The 21,441-nt window shown below is 65.7% G+C and carries 18 protein-coding genes; 8 read left to right on the top strand and 10 right to left on the bottom strand.

The window, feature by feature from the left end:
• Positions 1–19: 19 nt before the first annotated feature.
• From glpK to HMPREF2826_RS01255, 3 genes are all read right to left on the bottom strand, one after another.
• Positions 20–1,528, bottom strand: a complete 1,509-nt coding sequence (gene glpK, locus HMPREF2826_RS01265) for a glycerol kinase GlpK (protein WP_070638485.1) — start codon at positions 1,526–1,528, stop codon at positions 20–22.
• A 25-nt stretch (positions 1,529–1,553) separates the two neighbouring features.
• Entirely contained in the window at positions 1,554–2,129 is a 576-nt protein-coding gene (locus HMPREF2826_RS01260) for a glycerol-3-phosphate responsive antiterminator (RefSeq protein WP_070638482.1), read from the bottom strand.
• Positions 2,130–2,421: 292 nt separating this feature from the next.
• Positions 2,422–3,144: a B3/B4 domain-containing protein gene (locus HMPREF2826_RS01255; RefSeq protein WP_070638479.1), complete on the bottom strand. Its 723-nt coding sequence runs from the start codon at positions 3,142–3,144 to the stop codon at positions 2,422–2,424.
• 151 nt (positions 3,145–3,295) lie between these two features.
• Here HMPREF2826_RS01255 and fumC point away from each other — a divergent pair, with 151 nt between their 5' ends.
• From fumC to HMPREF2826_RS01240, 3 genes are all read left to right on the top strand, one after another.
• Positions 3,296–4,702, top strand: a complete 1,407-nt coding sequence (fumC, locus tag HMPREF2826_RS01250; RefSeq protein ID WP_070638476.1) for a class II fumarate hydratase — start codon at positions 3,296–3,298, stop codon at positions 4,700–4,702.
• Position 4,703: 1 nt separating this feature from the next.
• Complete coding sequence (locus HMPREF2826_RS01245; RefSeq protein WP_070638473.1) at positions 4,704–5,852, top strand: NAD(P)-dependent malic enzyme; 1,149 nt, start codon at positions 4,704–4,706, stop codon at positions 5,850–5,852.
• Positions 5,853–6,263: 411 nt separating this feature from the next.
• Positions 6,264–7,160: a glycoside hydrolase family 25 protein gene (locus HMPREF2826_RS01240; RefSeq protein ID WP_168163958.1), complete on the top strand. Its 897-nt coding sequence runs from the start codon at positions 6,264–6,266 to the stop codon at positions 7,158–7,160.
• A gap of 578 nt (positions 7,161–7,738) precedes the next feature.
• Here the strand turns inward: HMPREF2826_RS01240 and HMPREF2826_RS01235 are convergent.
• Positions 7,739–8,530 (bottom strand): Cof-type HAD-IIB family hydrolase, encoded by a 792-nt coding sequence (locus HMPREF2826_RS01235; protein ID WP_070638469.1) that lies wholly within the window; start codon positions 8,528–8,530, stop codon positions 7,739–7,741.
• A 327-nt stretch (positions 8,531–8,857) separates the two neighbouring features.
• Between HMPREF2826_RS01235 and nrdD the strand changes: the two genes are divergently transcribed.
• The 3 genes from nrdD to HMPREF2826_RS01220 all read left to right on the top strand — a co-directional run bounded on the left by nrdD (position 8,858) and on the right by HMPREF2826_RS01220 (position 12,066).
• Positions 8,858–11,080: an anaerobic ribonucleoside-triphosphate reductase gene (gene nrdD, locus HMPREF2826_RS01230; protein WP_070638467.1), complete on the top strand. Its 2,223-nt coding sequence runs from the start codon at positions 8,858–8,860 to the stop codon at positions 11,078–11,080.
• 89 nt (positions 11,081–11,169) lie between these two features.
• Positions 11,170–11,739 (top strand): anaerobic ribonucleoside-triphosphate reductase activating protein, encoded by a 570-nt coding sequence (nrdG, locus tag HMPREF2826_RS01225; protein ID WP_070638464.1) that lies wholly within the window; start codon positions 11,170–11,172, stop codon positions 11,737–11,739.
• Between the two features lie 75 nt (positions 11,740–11,814).
• Positions 11,815–12,066, top strand: a complete 252-nt coding sequence (locus HMPREF2826_RS01220) for a hypothetical protein (protein ID WP_070638462.1) — start codon at positions 11,815–11,817, stop codon at positions 12,064–12,066.
• Positions 12,067–12,219: 153 nt separating this feature from the next.
• Here HMPREF2826_RS01220 and HMPREF2826_RS01215 read toward each other — a convergent pair whose 3' ends face one another.
• The gene (locus tag HMPREF2826_RS01215; protein ID WP_246824636.1) at positions 12,220–12,846 is read right to left on the bottom strand and encodes a type III pantothenate kinase; all 627 of its coding nucleotides are present in this window, start codon (positions 12,844–12,846) and stop codon (positions 12,220–12,222) included.
• Between the two features lie 30 nt (positions 12,847–12,876).
• On the bottom strand, positions 12,877–13,050 hold the full coding sequence (locus HMPREF2826_RS09620) for a hypothetical protein (RefSeq protein ID WP_246824634.1): 174 nt from the start codon (positions 13,048–13,050) through the stop codon (positions 12,877–12,879).
• 156 nt (positions 13,051–13,206) lie between these two features.
• Here HMPREF2826_RS09620 and HMPREF2826_RS01210 point away from each other — a divergent pair, with 156 nt between their 5' ends.
• Complete coding sequence (locus HMPREF2826_RS01210) at positions 13,207–14,889, top strand: OPT/YSL family transporter (RefSeq protein ID WP_070638459.1); 1,683 nt, start codon at positions 13,207–13,209, stop codon at positions 14,887–14,889.
• A 142-nt stretch (positions 14,890–15,031) separates the two neighbouring features.
• Here the strand turns inward: HMPREF2826_RS01210 and HMPREF2826_RS01205 are convergent, their stop codons facing one another.
• From HMPREF2826_RS01205 to HMPREF2826_RS01190, 4 genes are all read right to left on the bottom strand, one after another.
• Complete coding sequence (locus tag HMPREF2826_RS01205; protein ID WP_058271018.1) at positions 15,032–15,616, bottom strand: xanthine phosphoribosyltransferase; 585 nt, start codon at positions 15,614–15,616, stop codon at positions 15,032–15,034.
• A 127-nt stretch (positions 15,617–15,743) separates the two neighbouring features.
• Entirely contained in the window at positions 15,744–16,925 is a 1,182-nt protein-coding gene (locus HMPREF2826_RS01200; RefSeq protein WP_070638456.1) for an iron-containing alcohol dehydrogenase, read from the bottom strand.
• An 81-nt stretch (positions 16,926–17,006) separates the two neighbouring features.
• Positions 17,007–18,068, bottom strand: a complete 1,062-nt coding sequence (locus HMPREF2826_RS01195; protein WP_070638453.1) for a Gfo/Idh/MocA family protein — start codon at positions 18,066–18,068, stop codon at positions 17,007–17,009.
• 162 nt (positions 18,069–18,230) lie between these two features.
• Entirely contained in the window at positions 18,231–20,078 is a 1,848-nt protein-coding gene (locus HMPREF2826_RS01190) for an elongator complex protein 3 (RefSeq protein WP_070638450.1), read from the bottom strand.
• 152 nt (positions 20,079–20,230) lie between these two features.
• Between HMPREF2826_RS01190 and HMPREF2826_RS01185 the strand changes: the two genes are divergently transcribed.
• The gene (locus HMPREF2826_RS01185; RefSeq protein ID WP_070638448.1) at positions 20,231–21,091 is read left to right on the top strand and encodes a class I SAM-dependent methyltransferase; all 861 of its coding nucleotides are present in this window, start codon (positions 20,231–20,233) and stop codon (positions 21,089–21,091) included.
• The last annotated feature ends 350 nt before the right edge of the window (positions 21,092–21,441 follow it).

Raw genomic sequence — 21,441 nt, 5'->3', positions numbered from 1 at the left:
TGCCCTACCCTCCCTTTTGTCAGAGCCGGTCCTCCTCTGCCCAGCCCCTCGTTGACGCAACCGCCTTATGCCAGCCCCCCAGGACCGTCCTGCGCCAGGCGTCCGTCCGCCCCGGGGCGAACTCCCTCTCGTGGGAGGTGCTCGCGGTGACGTCCGTCACCGACTCCCAGAACCCCACGGCGAGCCCGGCAAGGTACGCGGCGCCCAGCGCCGTCGTCTCGACGCAGGAGGGTCTTCTCACCGGGGCGTCGATGACGTCGGCCTGAAACTGCATGAGGAAGTCGTTCTTGCAGGCCCCGCCGTCAACCTTCAGGGCCGAGAGGTGGATGTGCGAGTCGAGCTCCATGGCGCGCAGGACGTCGCAGGTCTGAAACGCGAGGGACTCGAGGGTCGCCCGGATGACGTGGTACTTGTTGGTGCCACGTGAGAGGCCCACGATGGCGCCACGGGCGAAGGGGTCCCAGTACGGGGCCCCCAGCCCCGTGAAGGCGGGCACCACGTAGCAGCCGTTGGTGTCTGCCACCCGCGTGGCAAAGTACTCGGAGTCGGCCGCGGAGTCGATGACCCTCAGCTCGTCGCGCAGCCACTGGACGGCGGCGCCCGCCACGTACACCGAGCCCTCCAGGGCATAGCTGACCGTGCCATCCAGGCCCCAGGCGATGGTCGTGAGCAGTCCGTTCTTGGAGTAGATGGGTGTTTCTCCCGTGTTCATGAGCATGAAGCAGCCCGTGCCGTAGGTGTTCTTTGCCTGGCCGGGCTCAAAGCAGGCCTGCCCAAAGAGCGCTGCCTGCTGGTCGCCCGCCGCGCCGGCAAGGGGAAGCGCCCTGCCAAGGAACTCGGGGTCGGTCATGCCATAGACGCAGCTTGATGGCCTGACTTCGGGAAGCAGCGACAGGGGCACGCCCAGGGCCTCGCAGAGCCCCTCGTCCCAGGCGAGCGTGTTGATGTTGAACAGCAGGGTGCGCGAGGCGTTGGAATAGTCCGTCACGTGCACGCGACCCTTGGTGAGCTTGAAGATGAGCCAGGAGTCCACGGTGCCAAAGCAGAGCTCGCCCGCGTCGGCTCGCTCGCGCGCGCCCTCCACGTTGTCCAAGATCCAACGGATCTTGGTGCCCGAGAAGTACGGGTCCATGACGAGTCCCGTCTTGGTGCGAAACTCCTCGACGAGCTCGGGGCGCTCCTCCTTGAGCCTCTCCGTGAACTCCGACGTGCGTCGGCACTGCCACACGATGGCATGACACACGGGCTGGCCGGTGGCACGGTCCCAGACGACGGTGGTCTCGCGTTGGTTCGTGATGCCTATGGCGGCCACGTCCTCAGGCGCCGCGCCAATGTTTGACAGCGCCTGACGGGCCACGGAGAGCTGGGTTTGCCAGATTTCGTTGGCGTCATGCTCCACCCAGCCCGGCTCGGGGAAGTACTGGGTGAACTCGCGCTGCGCCATGGAGCACACCCTGCCCTCATGGTCAAACAGTATGCAGCGACTGCTCGTCGTACCTGCGTCCAGGGCCATGATGTAGCGAGTCATGTCATCTCCCTCTCTGGGCGGCCGCCTAGGCGGACCACACGTCCTGGTTGGTGGTGGATACCGACACGCACCCGCTCTTGAGGGCGCTCGTCACCTGGCGCCTGTCCGAAAGCAGGCCGCCCGCCATGACGGGCACCTTGGAAACCCGCACAATCTCGCGATAGACCTCGGGCATGAGGACGGCGGGCAGCACCTCGATGAGGTCGGGCTGCACGTCTCGACGTGCCTGGCGGATGACGTTCTCAAAGGCGATGGAGTCAATCATGAAGAAGCGCAGCATCGTGTTGAGGCCCAGCTCCCGGGCACGGAGGATGAGGGACGGATGGGTGGAGATGATGCCGTCCGCCTGGGTGACCTCCTTGATGAAGTCGCAGACGATGGGCTGGGCCGTGAGTCCCACGATGCGGTCAACGTGGACCATGGCGATCTTTCCCGCCGCCTTGACGCGTCGAACGACGTCGGCGATCGTGCAGGCGTCCCCGTAGAGGACGAAGATGATGCCGCTCGACGACGCAAGCGCCTTCCCGAGGCTCTCGTCATCCTTCACGGCGGCGATGACGGGATTCTTGCGCACCTCGGCGACAAAGTCAGCCGTTCTCATGTCTGCTCTCCCCGCTCTGTCGTGTCACGCGCGGCGCTCGCGCGCTCCTGCCACCAGGCCTGCCGCGCTGGTCGTCCCCGGAGGCTCGATAGAGAAAAAGAGCATGACCGGATGCGGCTCACCGCCGTGCATCCAAGCCATGCTCGTCGTCTCATGTGGCTCGCGTCTCTGAGGTTGGTGCCCCGCCGCAGGGCGGGACGTTCTTAGGATAGCGCACTTTCATAGCGCACTTTCCTGCGGAAGAGGAACCCGACCGCTCAGTGCCGCGCGTTCTCGGCGGGCGGAAGGTCGCTCACACCAGCTCGCAGCTGGGATGTGCGCGGGTGAGGAAGTCCTTGTTGGTGACGTGGCCGCCCAGGATGTCCTCGGCGAGCTGGCCCATCTCGTCGATGGCCGCACGCAGGTCACCGGTGCGGGAGGGGTCCACGCACTCCATGATGAACATGCAGTGGGGCGTGTCGTCCCCCACCGCCGTGCGCTGGCAGTCCCTCCAGTTCCAGCAGCGACAAACGGCACCCGCGTCGTCCAGATAGGCGATTTCGCCGGGAAGCGTGGGGTCGTTCTGATCCTCGCCGATAGGCAAGAACTCGTCGCCGCCCTCGGTCACGGCAAGGCGGAAGGTCCCCTCCACCGCGTCGATGTTCTCGGCGCCGATAGGCATGGCGTACGTGAGCGAGATCACGTTTGACACGTCAACCACCGGATTGATATGCCCCACGGGATTGCCTCTCATGACGCGCTTGATGAGGTTTTCCACCGAGACACGGGCGCCCTTCTTGGTCTTGAACTTCTTGTATGCCTCACGCCAGACGGCGACGACCTCGTTCTGGCTGATGACGCTGGAGCTGATCCACTGACGTGCCGCCTCGTTGGCGTGGTCGAGCAGGCGGGCGGCCTTGGCCACGTTCGCAGGGCTGATCGCGTCCGTGGGTTTGAGGCCGTTCGCGCATACGATGCCAATCTGAACCTCGGGAAAGATGTCCCAGAACGAGTCCTCAACGACGAACTTCTTCATGGGCACGCTCCTTGCGTCACCGGACCTGACGTCACCTTCACATTGTGCGCATCCTATCATACAGCCCTCCTGCCAGGCATCCGTCCTCGAGGCGCGTATCATGGGGATGACGACACCAGGCACGCCGCGCGTGAGACAGGGAGGAGAGACGATGTCAGACACCGAGCCTTCCGAGGGTTATCGCCTTGAGCATGACTCCCTGGGAGACGTGCTCGTTGCCCGCAACGCCGCCTGGGGTGCCCAGACCCAGCGCTCCCTGGAGAACTTCCCCATCGGCACCGAGACCATGCCCGAGGGCATCATTCACGCGTTTGCCCTCATCAAGAAGGCGGCCGCCCAGGCCAACGACGAGCTGGGGGTCCTTGACCATGAGGTGGCCTCGCTCATCGCCGGCGCCGCCGACGAGGTGCTGGCGGGCCGCCATGCGGACGCCTTCCCCCTCAAGGTCTGGCAGACGGGCTCGGGAACCCAGTCAAACATGAACATGAACGAGGTTCTCGCCCACGTGGCCAACGAGCGCGCCCGCGCGAGACATAGCGCCGCACCAGAGCGCCCCATCCACCCCAACGACCACGTCAACTGCAGCCAGAGCTCCAACGACACCTTTCCCACCGCCCTGCACGTGGCGGCGTACCTGGCCCTCACGCAACGCCTGATGCCTGCGGCCCGTCAGCTTGCGGACACGCTCCGACGGCTGGAGCGGGACAACGAGGGCGTTGTCAAGAGCGGGCGCACGCACCTGCAGGACGCCGTGCCCATAGCCTTCAGTCAGGAGATTCGCGGCTGGCGGGGGCTCGTGGAAGAACCGCTGGCACAGATGGAGGCGGTCCTTCCCTTCCTGGGCAGGCTCGCCCTGGGCGGCACGGCCGTGGGAACGGGGCTCAACGCGCCCGAGGGCTTTGACGAGCTCGTCGCCAGACGCCTGTGCGCGCTCACGGGCGGCGACTTCGTCAGCGCGCCCAACAAGTTTCATGCCCTCACCAGCAAGGACGCCGTCGTCTTTGCCCACGGCGCCGTCAAGGCCCTTGCCGCCAACCTCATGAAGCTGGCCAACGACGTCAGGTGGCTGTCCTCGGGGCCACGCCTGGGCCTGGGCGAGATCAGCATCCCCGCCAACGAGCCGGGCAGCTCCATCATGCCGGGCAAGGTCAATCCCACGCAGTGCGAGGCCCTGACCATGGTCGCGGCGCAGGTCATGGGCAACGACGTCACCATCGGCCTCGCCGCAAGCCAGGGCAACTTCGAGCTCAACGTGTTCATGCCCGTCATCGCGTACGACTTCTTGCAGAGCGTGCGCCTGCTCGCCGACGCGACGGTGAGCTTTGATTTGCGCTGCATGCGCGGCGTCACGGCCAATCGCCGGCGCATGCATGACAACCTGCATCGCTCGCTCATGAACGTGACGGCGCTCAGCCCCCACCTAGGCTACGAGCGCGCCGCAAAGGTGGCTCAGCGCGCCCATGCCGACGGGCTTGACCTGCGCGAGGCCTGCGTGCGGCTGGGATACCTGACGGGCGAGCAGTTTGACGAGCTCTACAAGCCAGAGGAGATGGTCTAGCGTGGACGAGACGAGCGCACGAAGCCTGAGGCTCCACGAGGAGCTCGAGGGCAAGATCGAGGTGGTCTCCCGCAAGAGGGTGGAGACACGCGAGGACCTGGCGCTGCTGTACACGCCCGGCGTGGCCGAGCCCTGCCGACAGATTCAGGCGGACTACCAAACGTCCTGGTCCCTCACCCGACGCTCCCATCTGGTGGCGGTCGTCACGGACGGCACCGCGGTGCTCGGCCTGGGCGACATCGGCGCCGCGGCGGGCATGCCGGTCATGGAGGGCAAGTGCGCCCTCTTCAAGGAGTTCGGCGACGTGGACGCGTTTCCCATCTGCGTGGACACGCATGACACGGACGAGTTCGTGCGGACGGTCCAGCTCATCTCAAAGAGCTTTGGCGGCATCAACCTCGAGGACATAGCCGCCCCGCGCTGCTTTGAGATCGAGCGGAGGCTCAGGGAGCTTTGCGACGTGCCCGTGTTCCATGACGACCAGCACGGCACGGCCATCGTCGTCGCGGCGGCGCTCCTCAACGCCGTGAAGCTGACCGGAAAGGCCATGGGGACCCTCAAGGTCGTCCTCAACGGGGCCGGGGCGGCCGGCTGCGCCATCGCCGAGCTGCTCTGCCGCATGGGCTTTGGCAACGTGATCCTCTGCGACGTGCGCGGGATCATCTGCGAGGGCGACGCCGGCCTGACCTCTCGACAGGAGGAGCTCTCGCACGTCACCAACGCCGAACACGAGCGCGGCTCCCTCGCCGACGCCCTGTGCGGGGCCGACGCCTTCGTGGGCGTCTCGCGCCCCAACCTCGTGACGCCGCAGATGGTGTCGAGCATGCGCGAGGGCATCGTCTTCGCCATGGCCAACCCCACACCCGAGATCATGCCCGACCTGGCCCGCGAGGGCGGTGCCGCGGTCGTGGGCACGGGTCGCTCGGACTTTCCCAACCAGATCAACAACGTCCTCGTCTTTCCCGGCATTTTCAAGGGCGCCCTCAGGGTACGTGCCCCGCGCATCACCGACGAGATGGAGGTCGCTGCCGCCCATGCCATCGCCGCCTGCGTGCCCGACGAGCGGCTCGCCCCGGATTACATCATCCCGTCCGCCCTCGACAAGGGCGTGGCCGACGTGGTCGCTGAGGCCGTGGCGCAACGAGCGTAGTCGCCACCGCCGCGCGGGCGGCACGATCGCGCGGGCGCCCCTCATGGCGGCGAGTCCCTATGACCTCCAGGAGGTCGTTTTCGAGTCCGTCAGGCAGTCTGATGTATACTGAGCAGCTTGTTTTGGATATCTTAGTTGAGGCAACATACGTTCGGGGGATGTCGTGACACATGTGGGCATGTCTTGCTCCTCGGCCCATACCCCCAGCTTGACGGTGTGATTCCTTTGACGGCACGGGGCATCTCACAGGCGGGATGGCGGCCCTCGCGACCCATGGGGCGCCGAGGGGCGGCGTCTTCTGCCCCTACGACGCGCAGCCCCCAAGGGACACGGCGGGGGGCCTCTCGCCCGGGGGCTTCCTCCCGCAGTCCTCGACGACACGCAAACGTCCAAGGACGCCCCCGCCGCGACGTGCGCCGTCGCGCACGGACGCCGCGGCGCCGCGGCGGGCTCGCGCGACGCGCCCTCATCGTGGCGGCCCTTGTCATCGTGCTCGTCCTGGGCCTCAGGCTCACCGTCTGCGGGGGCGCAGCGACCTCCTGGAACGCCGCCGAAACGGGACGCCTCAAGGGTAAGTCGCTAGGCATATCTGACGTCGAGTCCCTGAACCTGTCACCCTATTCCTGGGACAACGTCAAGAAGGTCAACGGGCGCCTCGCCTACGTGCGCGACGGCGAGACCCTCTCCTCCTTTGGCATCGACGTCTCCGAGCACAACGGCGACATCGACTGGAAGAAGGTCCGCGAGGCAGGCGTGGAGTTTGCCTACATCCGCGTGGGCTATCGTGGGTCCATCGCCGGCAACATCGTCGAGGACGCCCGCTTTGCCCGCAACATGGCCGAGGCGCGATCTGCCGGCGTCAAGGTGGGCGTGTACTTCTTCTCACAGGCCAAGACCGAGGGCGAGGCCCGCGAGGAGGCGGACTTCGCCACAAGCAAGCTCGGCGGCGCCGACGTTGACTATCCCGTCGCCTTTGACATGGAGCCGGACGCCGCAGGGTCCGACCGCGTGAGCACGCTTTCCGGCCAGGAGCTGACCACGGCGGCCAGGTCCTTCTGCGACCAGTGCGAGAAGAACGGCTACCATGCCGTCGTATACGGCAACCAATATGACCTCTCCCAGTACGACCAGGCCGAGCTTGCACGTCACGGCTTCTGGTACGCGGAGTACGGGACGACGCCCACGAGCCGCCTGCGCTTCAGGCTCTGGCAGTACACGAAGACGGGAACGATACCGGGCATCGACGGCAAGGTTGACCTTGACCTTGACCTGTCAGGCGCGCTCGACGCGGAGGACGCCCAGCGGTAGCAGCCACGGCTTTCTCCGCACCTGTCCCGGGAGCTGCGCTTGTCCCATGTGCGGCGCCTGTTCCGTGCGCGGCGCCTGTCCCATGTGCAGTCGGACGGATGATCTCAGGGAGTTTCAAGCGCATCTCTCGCGCGGTTTTGCGGCTTTGCGACGGCGAACGGAAGGCGCGTCTCTCCCATGACCCGTCTGGCTTGCCCAGCTTGTCTGAAGCCGCCCGCCTGGTACCAATTCCTATACGTTTGAGAGTTTCAGAAACACAAATTAATACGTTTGAGGATGTGTCGCCGCGTTTGCCCAGGTAAAATTCGGCTCGCCTCCTCAAGCTTATAGGAATCCAGTTGCCGCTTCCTCAAGCTTATAGGAATCCAGTTGCCACGTCCCCAAACCTATAGGTGTTCGCCTACGACACTCTCGAACCTATAGGAATCAAGGTGCGGCACCCTCGAACCTATAGGAATCAAGCAGCGGCACCCTCAAACCTATAGGAATCCAGCGACGGCGGTCTCAAGCCTATAGGTCCCCCACCGGATGCCCCAGATGCCCCTGCGGCACTCCGTGGCACCGACCTGCGGCTCCCTCTACAGGACGCCCAGCCTCACGAAGGCGTTGTAGATACCGTCGTGGTCAACGTCGTCCGTCACGAAGTCCGCCTGGAGCTTGACGTCGTCGTTGCCGTTGCCCATGGCCACGGACGTGCCCACCACGCCGAACATGGAGAGGTCGTTGCCGCCGTCACCAAAGGCGACGGCCTGCTCGGGAGCGATGCCGTAGCGCTCGAGCGTCCTGCGAACCGCCGCGTGCTTGCCGCCGTACCTGGGAAACGCGTCGACGAAGTGCTCGCTCCAGCGGGTCATCTTGATGTTGCTGGTGACCTCGCTGACGATGCCCGTCTCACCGGGCCCCAGATAGATGTTGAGCTGGTAGATGTCGTTCTCGAGCGCCTGCTCGATGTCGCCCTCGGGGAAGGTCATGGCCACGGACTCCTCTATGGCGCGCACATGATCGTCATGGCCGCTCAGGTAGCAGCGCCCCTTCTCCATGAAGAGAGCGTTGTAGCGACCTTCCTTGACCTGCTGGACGATGGCCCTGACGTCCTCGCGATCGATGTACCCGTCGTAGTAGACCTCGTCGCGCGTGAGGCAGAGCTGGCCGTTGAACAGGATGAACCCCTCGAAGGTGTCGATGGAGATCTCGTCGAGCTGGTACGGGGGGCGCCCTGTGGCGATGAAGCACTTCACGCCCAGCTTCTTGAGCTCGGCCAGGGCCATGAGGGTCGTCTCGGGGACCATGTGCGTCGCAAATGAGAGCAGCGTGCCGTCCACGTCAAAGAAGGCGGCTTTTATGTCGGCTGGTGGGTTCCAGATGGCCATGGTGCTCCTCGTGTGTCCGGCCTCGCGCGCCCCGGGCGAACCGTTCGCGTGCAAGACGTGTCGTTTCGTCGAATCTCCCCTGCTGACCAATGTAGCCATTTTTTTTCTTTGTGTCCTATCTACATGCAATTTCCTAGCTGCGCCTACCATGCTTTCAACACGGTTTCAACAAGGTTTTCGACCAGTTTTAACCTATATCTTGTGGTAATTGGAGTCTTTCTGTACCACAAATTGTGGTGTTCACGCGCTTGGACGGCGCAAGTTGTGGCATAGTTATCTTTGCGCGCATCGCGCAGATACACGTCGAGCGGCATCCGGGGGCTTCCAATGAAGATTATCAAGCGCAATGGCTCGGAGGTCTCCTTTGACCTTCAGAAGATCGTCAACGCCATCAAGGCGGCCAACCAGGAGGTTCCGGAGGCGGACCGGCTCAGCGAGCGCGAGGTGAGCTTTGCGGCCCTCAACGTGCAGGACGCATGCGCCCAGGCGGGCCACACCGTCACGGTCGAGGAGATTCAGGACCTCGTCGAGGACCAGCTCATGGCCCTGGACCGCTTTGCCGTAGCCCGCAAGTACATCATCTACCGCTACGTGCAGAACCAGAAGCGCCACAAGAACACCACGGACGACAAGATCCTCTCGCTGATCGAGTCCAACAACGAGGAGGTCAAGCAGGAGAACTCCAACAAGAACCCCAGCGTGGTCTCCGTCCAGCGCGACTACATGGCCGGCGAGGTCTCCAAGGACCTGGCCATGCGCGAGCTCTTGCCCGCCGACGTCGTCACAGCGCACAACGAGGGCATCCTGCACTTTCATGACGCCGACTATTACGCGCAGCACATGCATAACTGCGACCTCGTCAACCTCGAGGACATGCTTCAGAACGGCACGGTCATCAGCGGCACCATGATCGAGAAGCCCCACAGCTTCTCGACTGCCTGCAACATCGCCACGCAGATCATCGCCCAGGTGGCCAGCTGCCAGTATGGCGGCCAGTCCATCAGCCTCGCGCACCTGGCGCCCTTCGTGGACGTGAGCCGCAAGAAGATTCGCCGCCAGGTCTACGCCGAGCTGGAGACCATCGGCGCCCATCCCGACGAGGACACGATCTCCAAGATCGTCGAGAAGCGCCTGCGCGACGAGGTCTCCCGCGGCGTCCAGACCATCCAGTACCAGGTGGTCACGCTCATGACCACCAACGGCCAGGCCCCCTTCATCACGGTCTTCATGTACCTGGGCGAGGCCAAGGACGAGCAGGAGCGGCGCGACCTGGCGCTGTGCATCGAGGAGATGCTGCGCCAGCGCTACCAGGGCGTCAAGAACGAGGACGGCGTCTGGATCACCCCCGCCTTCCCCAAGCTCATCTACGTGCTCGAGCCTGACAACGTGCGCGAGGACGGCGCGTACTTCTATCTCACCAAGCTGGCGGCAAAGTGCACGGCCCGCCGCATGGTGCCCGACTACATCTCCGAGAAGAAGATGCGCGAGTACAAGCTGTCAAAGGGCGAGGTCGAGGGGCAGGGCGACGTCTACACCTGCATGGGCTGCCGCTCCTTCCTCACCCCCGACCGCTCGGGCAACGGCTTTGGCAACGTGGCCAACGCCGGCAACTGGGAGCCGGGCAGGCCCAAGTACTACGGTCGCTTTAACCAGGGCGTCGTGACCATCAACCTGCCCGACGTCGCGCTCTCGTCCGACGGAGACATGGAGCGCTTCTGGGAGGTCTTTGAGGAGCGCCTCGAGCTCTGCCACAAGGCCCTGCGCTACCGCCACGATCGTCTCCGCGGCACGCTCTCGGACGCCGCCCCCATCCTCTGGCAGTACGGGGCGCTGGCCCGCCTCAAGAAGGGCGAGACCATCGACAAGCTGCTCTACGGCGGCTACTCCACCATCAGCCTGGGCTACGCCGGCCTGTACGAGTGCGTCAAGTACATGACGGGGCACAGCCACACCGACGAGGAGGCCACGCCGTTTGCCCTCGCTGTGATGCAGCGCATGAACGACAAGTGCAGCGAGTGGAAGGCGGCCGAGAACATCGACTACTCCCTCTACGGGACCCCGCTCGAATCGACCACCTACAAGTTCGCCAAGTGCCTCCAGCGCCGGTTTGGCACGGTCAAGGGCATCACGGACCACGGGTACATCACGAACTCCTACCACGTCAACGTCCGCGAGGACATAGACGCCTTCACGAAGCTCAAGTTTGAGAGCGAGTTCCAGCGCCTCTCGCCCGGCGGCGCCATCAGCTACGTCGAGGTGCCCAACATGCAGGACAACATCCCCGCGGTCATCAAGCTCATGCAGTACATCTACGACAACATCATGTATGCCGAGCTCAACACCAAGAGCGACTACTGCCAGGTCTGCGGCTTTGACGGCGAGATACAGGTCGTGGAGGACGACGGCAAGCTCGTGTGGGAGTGCCCCCACTGCCACAACCGCGACCAATCCAAGATGAACGTGGCGCGTCGCACCTGCGGCTACATTGGGACGCAGTTCTGGAACCAGGGGCGCACCGAGGAGATCAAGGACCGCGTGCTGCACCTGTAGCGCGACGCCGCAGCGGCACGCATGACCACACGACGGGACGGCGCAGGCTCGTGCAGGCGTCGTCCCGTTTGCTGACCAGGGAAGGAAGCATGAACGTTTCGGCCATCAAGACCTGCGACATAGCCAACGGCCCCGGGGTGCGCAGCTCGCTCTTCGTGTCCGGCTGCCGGCGGCATTGCCCCTTCTGCTTTAACCAGCAGGCGGCGGATTTTGGGGCCGGCAGGCCCTTTGACGCCGCCGCCCAGGAGGAGCTCATGGAGAGCCTCTTCCCCGCCTACGTGGACGGCATCACCATCCTGGGCGGGGAACCCATGGAGGTGGAGAACCAGGGTCCGCTTGCCGACTTCCTCGAGCTCGTGCGCCGGCGGCAGCCGGACAAGGACGTCTGGCTCTACTCGGGCTTCACCTGGGAGGAACTCACGGGCGCGGCGCCCGTGGCCGCACCCTACGCCGCCTCGCCGCGCACCGAGGACACCGACCGACTGCTGGAGCTGGTAGACGTTCTCGTGGACGGCCCCTTCGTGCAGGCGCTGCACGACATATCGCTGCGCTTTAGGGGGTCGTCCAACCAGCGGCTCATCGATGTCCGGAAGAGCCGTGCCGCAGGCGAGGTTATCCTGTGGAGGGACGACCCCCTGTTTGAGACCCACGCGCTCTGACCGTCACCCGCGCATGAGCACGACGGCGCGCACAGACCGCCCCATGAAAGGCAAGCACCCCGCGAAAGGCCGCATATGAGACTCTCCGACCTCAAGGAGCCCACCTACATCAACCGCCTGGGCTCGTTTGACCCCAGGACGCCCCGGGGCGTCGCCGCCATCCTGCTTGCCGTGGTGGGATTTGTCGTCGTCGCGGCGTTTCTGGCCCTTCCCGACCTTGGGGACGGCGAACGACTGGGGTTGGGGGTCATTCTCGTCGGCGTGATCTGGTCCGAGACGTACCTGCTGCGCTCCATCGACAAGGCGGACAAGGGGCCGCTGTCGTAGGAGGGCGCGGCGCGGACGGCAGGGCCGACCCAGCCGGGGCATGCGACGGCCTCCGAGAGGGAATCGACCCAACGGCCAGGCCCACATCGCGGCCAGGCCCACGTTACGAACAGACCCATGTTACGGACAGACCCGTATTGCCCGCGACGGCTCCTACCCTCGACGATTCTGCAGGCACAGCTGGTGAAGGCCGCGCAGCGTCAGCGTCGCGTCCACCGTGGCCTCGTGCGAGACGAGCGCGGCCATCTGCGCCGCGCGCTCCCCGGTCATGACCACGGTGGCCCTCTCTCCCAGCTCCTTGCAGATGAGGTCGATGAGCCCGTCAAGGCGCGCGGCCTCGCCCAGGACGACGCCCGACAGCATGGCCTCGCGCGTCGAGCGTCCGATGACCTCGCGGGGCACCTCAAGCCTGATGAGGGGCAGGCGCGCCGCCCACTCGCTCAGCGAGCGAGCGCCCAGGGCGATGCCCGGGGCTATGAGCCCTCCCAGGAAGGTCCCGTCCCGTCCGATGACCTCCATGTTCACGGTCGTGCCAAAGTCTATGGCCACGGCAGGCAGCTCATAGCGCTCGCGCGTCGCCACGGCGTCGGCGATGCGGTCGGGGCCGATCTCGGCCGGATCGCGGTAGCGCATCTTAAGGCCCGTCCTGAGCCCCGGGCCCACCACCAGGGGCCGCGTGGCGCTCAGCCGCGCCAACGCCCCCTGCCAGGCCTGGGCGTGCGTCGGCACCACGCAGGAGAGGATGGACGCCCCGACGGCGCGCCCTTCCCCCTCGCCCACGCCGGGAAGCGACGCCAGCGTCAGAAACGCCTAGTCGGCGGTGAGGCTGCGCGGGGTGCTGAGGTCCCAGCGGAGCACGGGGTCGTCATGGGCCTGCGCGCCGGTGGCAAAGACCCCCACCGACGTCACCGTGTTGCCCACGTCAACGGCCACGACGCCGCACGCACGCGCAACGTCCCCCTCGTGACGCGACCCTGACGCCATGTTCGCCTCCCCTTGTCGCCCGTCCTGCCGGCCTCTACGCTACACTGTAGCAAGTCTGCTTCGCGATCCAGGGGCAGACGTCCATCAACCCGACTTTTCGCCCGGCACCCGACGCGCCTGGCACCAGGAAAAGCGGATATGAGAAGGAGCATACGTATGGACGAACGGACGGGAGCCGGCAGGCTCCGCGACGAGCTGAGCGTGCCGGGATTTGTGATTGGCGTCATCGGCTGTGTCATCCTGACGGCGGCGTCGGCCTACACGGCCCTCAAGCTGGGGTCGCTCCCCTGGCCCACGATATTTACCTCCATCGCGTCGCTGCTGCTCCTGCGGGCCTGCGGACGCACGGACATCAGCGAGGCAAACGTCACGCAGATCGTCATGTCGGCGGGGTCCATGGTCGCGGGCGGCCTCGCCTTCACGATCCCGGGCATCTGGATGCTGGGACTGGCCGACGAGGTGAGCTGGTGGCAGCTGCTCTTTGTCGCCCTCGCCGGCACCCTGCTGGGCCTTGTGTGCACGGCGCTCATCCGTCGGCGCTTTGTTGACCACTCCGATCTGGAGTATCCCATCGGCACCGCCGCCGCCGAGACGCTCGAGGCGGCGCGCGTGGGAGGCGCCACCGGCAAGCGCCTCTTTGGGTCCATGGCGCTGGCGGGCGTCTACTGCGTGCTGAGGGACGCCCTGGGCCTGCTGCCGCAGCTGCTGCTCGCCCTGCCCGTTCCCGGCGTGGCCTTTGGCATCTACAACTCGCCCATGCTGCTGTCCGTAGGCTTCCTCGTGGGCTTCGTGCCCGTCGCCTTCTGGTTCGGCGGCGCCCTCGTCGCCAACTTTGGCCTCGTCGTGGGAGGCACGGCGGCGGGAATCTGGACGGTCGAGACGGCGCAGAGCGTCGTCAGGAGCCTGGGCATGGGCCTCATGATGGGCGCCGGCGTCGCCGTCGTCATCAAGGACGTCATCCCGCGGCTCCTGCGCCAGGGACGCCAGGCCGACGCGGGGCAGCGGGGCTGGGACAGCGACGTGACCTCTAGGCGTGACGGCGGGCTCCTCGCCCTGCTCGTTGCCGCCGCCGCCCTCGTGGCGGGCGTGGGGCTGGGGCTGGGGCCCCTGCCCACCCTCATCATCGTGCTCCTCGCGTTTGTGACCACCATCATGAGCGCCCAGTCCGTGGGGCAGACGGGCATCGACCCCATGGAGGTCTTTGGCCTCATCGTGCTGCTGCTGGTGGCGCTCGTGTCCGACCTCTCGCAGCTGAGCCTCTTCTTTGTCGCCGGCATCATCACCTGCGCTTGCGGACTTGCCGGCGACGTCATGAGCGACTTCAAGACCGGCGCCATCCTGGGCAACAACCCCCGTACGCTCTGGAAGGCGCAGGCGCTGGGCGCCCTCATCGGCGTGGTGGTCGCCGTGGTGACGATGGTTGCCCTTGAGCGTGCCTACGGTCCCGATGCCTTTGGCCTGGGCAAGACCTTCGTCGCCACCCAGGCGAGCGTCGTCGCGACCATGGTATCGGGCATACCCAGCATGCCTGCCTTCGTCATCGGGCTTTTCGGGGGCATCGCGCTCTACCTGCTGGGGCTGCCGGCCATCATGGTGGGCCTTGGCGTCTACCTGCCCTTCTTCATGACCTTCTCGGCCTTTTTGGGTGCCGTCGCCAAGCTGGCGTACGACAAGGTCAAGGCGGCGCGGCGCGCGGGGCTGTCTGAGGGTGACGCAGCCGTCGCCGAGGCACAGGACCAGGAAAGCGGCATCGTGCTTGCCTCCGGCGTGCTGGGAGGCGAGTCCATCGTCGGCGTCGTGATCGCGGCCGTCACCATCCTGGCGTCGCTCGCCGGCTAGCACGACCTCAGCCGGGCGAGGGCGCGACCTCGCTCAAAAGCGCAACCCCGCCGCGTCATGGCCGGCTTCTGCTGGCCGTGGCGCGGCGGGTCCTTGCGTTAGCGCGAACGTGCTACGGACGTTCTGGGGACGTTGGCGCAGGCTACGCCTGGGGACGAAACACGATGGCGCCCGTGTCGGGGTCCATCTCGTCCACGATGGCAAGCGAGTCCACCCGATAGCCCTGTGACCTCAGCTTTTCACCGCCAGGCTGAAAGCCCTTCTCCACGGCGATACCGATGCCCTCGATGACGGCGCCGGCCGCCCGGCAGATCTCTACCAGGCCGTCCATGGCGCAGCCGTTGGCCATGAAGTCGTCAATGATGAGCACGTGGTCGCCTTCGCCCAGGTACTTGGAGGAGACGATCACGTCATACACGCGCTTGTGCGTGAAGGACGTGATGCGCGTGGCATACACGGTGCCGTCGAGGTTGACGCTCTGGCTCTTCTTGGCAAAGACGCAGGGCACGCCAAACTCCTCCGCGACGATCGCCGCGATGGCAATGCCGCTCGCCTCGATCGTGAGCACCTTGTTGATGGGGACGTCCGAGAAGTCCCTGCGCCACTGGCGGGCCATCTCCCTGAAGAGACCGATGTCCATCTGATGATTCAAGAACGAGTCAACCTTGAGCACCTGGCCGCTCTTGACCACGCCGTCCCTGCTGATGCGCTCCTCTAGCAGCTTCACCCGCGACCTCCCGCCGTCCGCTTGAAATGAGGTATGGCTACGATACGCCATTTGGGCGCCTGGCGTGTGGGACGATGAGGCTGCCGTGCTCACACTGGACGGCCGACGATGCGTGCGGCCCTCTCCCCTAGCGCCAAGCGGCCTCGTAGATGCCGGCAATCTCCTCGTCCGTGGTCTCGGCGGGGTCACAGGGAAAGGACCCGCCCATGGTCGCGCGGGCGTTTTGTGCCAGGGTTAGGGCGTCCTCGCGCCTGATGCCGTAGTCGCTCATCCTCAGGTCGGCGACGCCGCAGGCCTCCTGAAGGCTGACCAGCGCCTCAATGAAGTCCTGGGGCTCGCTCGCGTCAGCCTTGCCCAGGGCGCGCGCCATGGTGACAAAGCGGGCGTCGCACACATGCCTGTCAATCCAGAACTGAAAGTAGGCACGGCTCAGCATGATGAGGCCGGCGCCATGCGGCAGGGCGGGATGATGGGCGCTCATGGCGTGCTCCATGGCATGCTCGGACGTGCAGTCGCTCGTGCACATGGAATAGCCGCTCATCGTGTTGGCAAAAGCGAGGAACGTGCGCGCCTCGAGGTCGGAGCCGTCGGTGACGGCTCGGGCGAGATATGTGCCCACGTTGGTGATGGCCGCAAGCTGCACCATGTCCGAAAAAGGATTCGACAGCCTGGAGATGTGGCCCTCCAAACTATGGAAGAGCGCGTCAAAGCCCTGGTAGGCCGTAAACGCGGGCGGAACCGAAAGCATGAGCTCGGGGTCCACGACGGCGATGGCGGCAAAGCCGTTGGGCGACCCCACGTCGATCTTCTCCCTGGTGTCAAGCTTGGTGATGACGCCCGACGAGTCCACCTCGGAGCCGGTGCCGGCCGTGGTGGTGATGGCGACCCAGGGCAGCCCGGGATTGGCGAGCGGAAGGCGCCTGCCCGTGAATCCGCCCGCATAGTCCCAGAGGTCGTCGGAGGGCTGCGGCGCGAACATCGCCATGACCTTGGCGGAGTCCAGCACCGAGCCGCCGCCGAGCCCCACCACCAGGTCACAGCCCTGCTCGCGGATGACAAACGCGCCCTCCTCGACCTGCTCCTTGGTGGGGTTGGCCTGCACCTTGTCAAAGACGACCGTCTTGACGCCCGTCTGGGCGAGCTCGGCAAGGGTGCGGTCAAGGTAGCCGTTGGCGCGAGCTGACGTGCCGCTGGAGATGACCACGAGCGCCTTGGTGCCCGGAAGCTGCTGCTCATGCAGGTGGTTGAGCTGACCTGCCCCAAAGAGGACCTTCGTGGGACCCCAGAACTGGTACGTGAGCTGTGACACATCTCCTCGATTCTGTTGCTGGGGCGCACGCCCCGTGCCTCGCCGCCTCTTCTCGCCCGCCCTGGCGCGTCCGCGCCGCGCCTACGCCTTGTCCGCGGGGAAGCGCACCCCCGCCTGACGGCGCGCCTCGTCCATGATGTTAAGCGAGCAGAGCGTGACCTGCGCAAAGTGCGCCACGGCCTCGCGCGCCGCCACGTCGCCCCGGACCGCATCCCTGAAGAGCGACAGCTCGCAGATCATGTCATTGTCGGGAACGTCCGCCTTGATGGTCTCGCACTCGCCGCTGACGGTGGCGTACACCATGCCCTTGTCCTCGTGGCGCACGAGCGCGATGTCGCGCGGGACGTTTGCGTTGGGAATGAGGAGCGTGCCTCCGTCGCCCAGGACCTGAGAGTCTACGAGGTCGTCCCCCACCTTGCTGTAGGAGAGGTCAACGATCTTGTCCGCGTAGCGCAGCGACAGGCTGCCGGCGACGTCAATGATGTCGCGACCCTCCTGGGCCTCCCAGGCCAGCTCCCGCGTGAGCAGCGACGCCAGGACGGACTGGGGCCGGCCAAAGAGGGCCACCGCCAGCTCGACCACATAGACGCCGATGTCCATGAGAGCGCCCTCGGAGAGCTCGGGGTCAAACTGACTCACGTACTCGCGGGCGTTGAGCCTGGCAATGCGGGAGGTCACCTTGCCAAAGCGCAGCGACGCCTGCGAGATGGCGCCAAGCTCGGGAAGGGTCCTTTGGATGTTGGCAAAGCCCTGGGTGTGCAGGTTGCGCATGGCCTCCAGGCATACGACGCCCCTCTCGGCGGCTGCCGAGAGGACCTCGCGCCCCGCCCGTTCGTTGGAGGCCAAGGCCTTCTCTATCAGCACGTGCTTGCCGCCCGCGATCATCGTCAGGGCCTGCTCGGCATGGAGGCCGTTGGGGGAGGCGACGTACACGGCGTCAACCTCGTCGCTCTGCGCAAGCGCGCCAAGGTCGTCGTAGAAGGCCGTCGCACCCCGGGGCTCCCCAAAGGCATGCGCGCGGTCAAGGTCGCGCGAGTAGGCCGCACCATAGGTCACGCCCTCGGTGTGGCGCACCGCGTCAAGAAAGCGCTCGGTGATGGCGCTTGACCCGATGGTTGCCAGGCGGATGGGAGAGGTTGACATATCGGACCACCTTTCAAGAGGAGCGGTGACGGTCGCACGCAAGGGCGGATGGCACGTTAGGATGGCTCTTGGAAGCGGTTGCGGTGCGCCCACGTGTCTGCTGTACCCGCCAGGGCCGTCAGGCAAACCCAGACGCGTCCGCCAACCAGCCGCAAACGTGAGCTACAGGTCGCGTCGCTGGTACAGGCCCGCATCGTCAAAGCCCAGGCGGCGATAGTAGCTCCGCGTGCCCACCGCGCTGATGACGGCAAGGGCGTCAAAGCCCGCCTCGCGCGCAACGTCTGCGGCACGCTCCACCAGGGCGCGACCAAGCCCCTGGTGCTGCGAGGGGGAGTCCTCCCTGCCCAGGTGCGCAGCCTGGCCGTACACGTGGACCTCGCGAATCATGGCCTCGCCCGGACGCGTGGGAAGCTCGTGGGCCGCCACGTCAAGGCTGCCCGCGCGCAGCTCGTCCCAGCGCGGGAGCGAGAGCCTGAGGAAGCCCACGATGCGGCCGTCGGGCGTGACCCACTGAAGAAAGTGCTCCACGGTGACGGCAGTCTGGTAGCGGACGTCCTCGATGCGCAAGGTAGCCAGCTCGACCTCAGAAAGCGCGATCTCGCGAAAGCGGACGTCCTGGACCCTGCCCTGGGCGCCTCTCTCGGCAAGGCGACGGTCCACCAGCTGGCGGAGGTTGGCCTTCTTGTTGCCCACGAGGATGTCGCCCGCCCCTATGTCTCGAATCATGCGCGAGATTCGCACGTACGGAGGGGTGGCAAGCACGTCTGCCTCAAGAACGTCCAGGAGCTCGTCCTCGGTGTAGGGGCGCCAGCGGCCGTTTTGGTAGCTGTCCACGAGCTTTGTGCCAGCCACCAGGGAGCAGGGGTAGAGCTTGACCTCGTCGGGAAGGAAACCGGAATCGCTGACGAAGGTGGCGTAGTCCTCCTTGTCAAGCTCGGGCGTGGCGGTGGGCAGGTTGAGCATGAGGTGGGCGTGGATCTTGAAGCCAAAGAGACGGGCGAGCGAGAAGGCCCTCCTCACCTGGGACGCTCTCATCTGACGTTTGCAGGCGTCAAGCACCTCCTGGCGTGTGGACTGAACGCCCAGCTGGACCTTGGTGCAGCCAAGCTCGCGGATGCCCAGCAGGCTCTGGGGGGTGACGGCGTCGGGGCGCGTCTCGATGACGAGACCCACCACGCGATGGTCGGCCGCCTCGTTGCGACGCTGCTCGCACGCGAGCTCCTCAAGAGTGGCGCTCATCTGCGGAAGGATGCTCCGGTAGGGCGAGGGCGCGGCGCCGCGCCCGCCATAGAGACGCGCGATCGCCTCGTTGTAGGTCAGGGAGCCGGCGTTTACCTGCTCCTGCTCCATGGCGACGAAGCGCGCGGCAGCCTCCGCCGTGCTGGGGACGCCCGCCTTTCGGTAGAGGGCGTAGCGCTCGCGCAGGGTCTCCTCCGGGCTGGGCCACTCGTTGAGCGCCCGAAAGAGCTCGCGTACGAACCAACGCTGGTAGGCCTGCGGATAGTCGGTCCAGCTGCCACCGAGGACGATGAGCTCGACCTTGTCGGTGGCGTGGCCCATCTGGTCAAGGGCCCTCAGGCGCATCGACGCCTGCAGGTAGGGGTCGAAGAAGTTCTTCTCGGCACGCTGACAGGCTGGCTCGGAGGCAAGGTAGCTCTTGGGCATCCGTAGGTCGGAGGGGCAATAGACGCAGCTGCCCGAGCAGGGCGCGGGACGGGTGATGACCGTGATCGTGGCCACGCCCGAGGCGGTGCGCCGAGGCTTCATCCTGAGCTCCGCAACCAGACGTCGCTCCAGCTCGCCGCTCACGCCCCACGAGCGCCAGCGCTCGGGTTCCTGCTCCTTGACGCGCAGGTAGAACGGCAGGATATGACGCTTGGAGAGGTGTCGGGCATTTTTGGGGACGTCGCGGTTGTGCCACCGCACGGCTCGCTCCACCAGCCTCCCGTCGTGAGGGGTTTCGGGGTGCTCGCGCAGGCGGGCGATGATGTCAAGAAGCAGCTCCTCCATGAAAAGCAATTATAAGGGCGCAGCGAGGAAGGGGCACACGGGGGCGAAGCTGCGCGGAGGGCGGGCGGTGCTCGTGGGAGCCGAGCAGGTGAGGGCCGCGCAAGACCTAGAATGTCCCCATGGAAGGGACGGAACCAAGAGGCGAGGTGACGATGGGCTCATCGACCGCACGGCTGCTGGTCGAGCTCAACCGTGACTTCTACCGGGTCAACGCCACGTCGTTTTCCCGGACCAGGCAGGGCGGTTGGCAAGGGTGGGAGCGAGCGCTGCGGGTGGCTGTCCGGGCGCTTGGCGAGACCTGCGGCAGGCCACGGAGCGTTGGCAAGGACAAACGGGTTACCGTGCTCGACGTCGCCTGCGGCAACATGCGACTTGCCCGCTACCTGGGGCGCAAGCTGCCTTTTGACTGCGCCCAGCACATCGATTACCTCGGCATCGACGGCTGCGCGGGGATGGTCGAGGACGGCACGGTTGCCCGGGAGGGGCTCGCCTCGGCGAGGGGAATCGACCGTGAGCTCATCGGCTGGCTGTTCGCGAGCGCGGGTAAGAGGTCCCCCTCTCCCCTGGGCGACCTTCCCGCGGCCGATGCCGTCGCCTGCTTTGGACTCCTGCACCACGTGCCCACCGCCGCCGCTCGACAGCGCCTGATGAGAGCCCTTGTCGAGCAGACGGTCCCAGGCGGCGTGACCTGCGTGTCCCTCTGGAGATTCTTGGACGACCCGAGACTCGCGAGCGCCGCGGAGACGACGACGCGCCAGGGCCTATCGGCGTTGAGGCTGTCGCCTACGGCGCTCGAGACGGGCGATCGCCTGTTGGGCTGGGAGGGGCGACGGGACACCTGGCGCTACTGCCACAGCTTCTCGACGGCGGAGGTCGATGATCTGGCGGAGGCGGTGAGCGGTGCGGCTGAGCTCGTGGGGCGCTTTCGCGCGGACGGCCGAGGCGGCGCGCTCAACGAGTACCTCATATTGAGGCGCACAGATGGTGGATCGGCAATGCGCTCCTCGTGCTGAGGTCGCCATTCCCCGCCGATTGCACCATTGCTGAGTGCTCGCGACGATTACGCGGGCTATCCCCAAGTACCAATACGTTTGAGAGCTCCGCACGGGAATGTCTCCTTGTACCTATAAACTTGAGAGTCTCTCCCAGGTGAATTTCCCTGAGTACCAATACGTTTGAGGATTTACCCGCAGTACCTATAAGTTTGAGGGCGGGGAGCTTGCGTACCAATACGTTTGAGAGCCAGTCCTTTTGATACCTATAGGTTTGAGGGTTCGAGGAAAAAAGTACCTGGGCAAACGCAGCACCGATTCCTCAAACATATAGGCATGTCTGCCCGGCGGCCTCAAACTTATAGGCATGT

The sequence above is a fragment of the Olsenella sp. HMSC062G07 genome (genome assembly GCF_001811895.1).
Taxonomy (GTDB): Bacteria; Actinomycetota; Coriobacteriia; order Coriobacteriales; family Atopobiaceae; genus Olsenella_F; species Olsenella_F massiliensis.
This window is presented reverse-complemented; position numbering and strand designations above follow the sequence as displayed.